This window comes from Streptomyces sp. UNOC14_S4, from assembly GCF_020740835.1.
GTDB lineage: Bacteria > Actinomycetota > Actinomycetes > Streptomycetales > Streptomycetaceae > Streptomyces.
In genome coordinates this window covers 1-2,018 of record NZ_JAINFC010000831.1, presented here as the reverse complement: position 1 = coordinate 2,018, position 2,018 = coordinate 1, and the positions used below count along the sequence as shown (strand labels likewise).

The following is a 2,018-nucleotide window of genomic DNA, read 5'->3' as shown; positions in this document are numbered from 1 at the left end:
CCCACCGGCCCGCAGACGAAGGACCGGTCACCCGCCCCGGCAGGGGCGTACGCCGCCGTGGGATGCTGGAACGGAGACCCACGCAGCTAGGAGCGGAATGGCCACGAACCTCGTCAATCTGGAAGCCGTCGAAAAGGTGTACGGCACGCGTGCCCTCCTCGACGGTGTTTCCCTCGGCGTCAACGAGGGAGACCGGATCGGCGTCGTCGGCCGCAACGGCGACGGCAAGACCACGCTCATCCGCCTCCTCGCCAAGCTGGAGGAAGCCGACAAGGGCCGCGTCACCCACTCCGGCGGCCTGCGCCTCGGCGTGCTCACCCAGCACGACTCGCTCGACCCCGCCGCGACCATCCGGCACGAGGTCATCCGCGACATGGCCGACCACGAGTGGGCGGGCAACGCCAAGATCCGTGACGTGCTCACGGGCCTCTTCGGCGGGCTCGACCTGCCGGGGTTCGCCGACGGCCTCGACACGGTCATCGGCCCGCTCTCCGGCGGTGAGCGCCGCCGCATCGCGCTCGCCAAGCTGCTGATCGCCGAGCAGGACATGATCGTCCTCGACGAGCCCACCAACCACCTCGACGTCGAGGGCATCTCCTGGCTCGCCCGCCACCTGCGCGAACGCCGCTCGGCGCTCGTCTGCGTCACGCACGACCGCTGGTTCCTCGACCAGGTCTGCACCCGCATGTGGGACGTCCAGCGCGGCACCGTCTTCGAGTACGAGGGCGGCTACAGCGACTACGTCTTCGCGCGCGCCGAGCGCGAGCGGATCGCCGCGACGGAGGAGACCAAGCGGCAGAACCTGATGCGCAAGGAGCTCGCCTGGCTGCGCCGCGGTGCCCCGGCCCGTACCAGCAAGCCGCGCTTCCGTATCGAGGCCGCCAACGAGCTCATCGCCGACGTGCCGCCGCCGCGCGACAGCGCCGAGCTGATGAAGTTCGCGTCCTCGCGCCTCGGCAGGACGGTCTTCGACCTGGAGAACGTCTCCGTGCACGCCGGGCCCAAGGAGCTCATCAAGCACCTCACCTGGCAGCTCGGCCCCGGTGACCGCATCGGTCTCGTCGGCGTCAACGGCGCGGGCAAGACCTCGCTGCTGCGCGCGCTCGCCCAGGCGGCGCGCACGGAGGGCGAGGAGCAGCCGGCGGCCGGGAAGATCGTCGTCGGCAAGACCGTCAAGCTGGCCTACCTCTCGCAGGAGGTCGGCGAGCTCGACCCCGCCAAGCGGGTGCTGGAGGCCGTCCAGCAGGTGCGCGACCGCGTCGACCTCGGCAAGGGCCGGGAGATGACCGCGGGCCAGCTCTGCGAGAAGTTCGGCTTCACGAAGGAGAAGCAGTGGACGCCGGTCGGCGACCTCTCCGGCGGTGAGCGCCGCCGTCTGCAGATCCTGCGGCTGCTGATGGACGAGCCGAACGTGCTCTTCCTCGACGAGCCCACCAACGACCTCGACATCGAGACGCTCACCCAGCTCGAGGACCTCCTCGACGGCTGGCCCGGCTCGATGATCGTCATCAGCCACGACCGCTACTTCGTCGAGCGGACGACGGACCGGGTCTTCGCGCTGCTGGGCGACAAGGCGCTGCGGATGCTGCCGCGGGGGCTGGACGAGTACCTGGAGCGTCGGCAGAAGGTCCTCGAGGCGGCGGCCGCTCCCGCCGCTGCCTCCGCTGCCGTGGCGGCGCCCGCGGCTGCCGCCGCGCCGGTGAAGTCGGCCGGTGAGGCGCGCGCCGCGAAGAAGGAGCTGCAGAAGATCGAGCGGCGGCTCGACCGCATCAGCGAGACGGAGGCGAAGCTGCACGCCCGGATCGCCGAGCAGGCGACCGACTTCGAGGCGGTGGCGAAGCTGGACGCGGAGCTGAGGGAGCTGGCGGGGGAGCGGGAGGAGCTGGAGCTGCGCTGGCTGGAGCTGGCGGAGGACGCGTAGCGCTGCGCTTTGCGTCTGCGTTTTCGTCTGCGGGTGGGTGGGGCTTCTCGCGCCGTTCCCCGCGCCCCTGGGTGGTCGTGTGGGCCGGGGGCGGGGC

1 protein-coding gene is annotated in these 2,018 nt (G+C 71.4%); it reads left to right on the top strand.

Annotated elements, in window-relative coordinates:
* Positions 1 to 97 precede the first annotated feature (97 nt).
* Positions 98 to 1,921 (top strand): ABC-F family ATP-binding cassette domain-containing protein, encoded by a 1,824-nt coding sequence (locus tag K6I34_RS36215; protein ID WP_229332272.1) that lies wholly within the window; start codon positions 98 to 100, stop codon positions 1,919 to 1,921.
* The last annotated feature ends 97 nt before the right edge of the window (positions 1,922 to 2,018 follow it).

Bases quoted from the DNA above. Each gene is read 5' to 3' on its own strand.
- K6I34_RS36215 (WP_229332272.1), top strand. From the start codon at position 98: ATGGCCACGAACCTCGTCAATCTGGAAGCCGTCGAAAAGGTGTACGGC.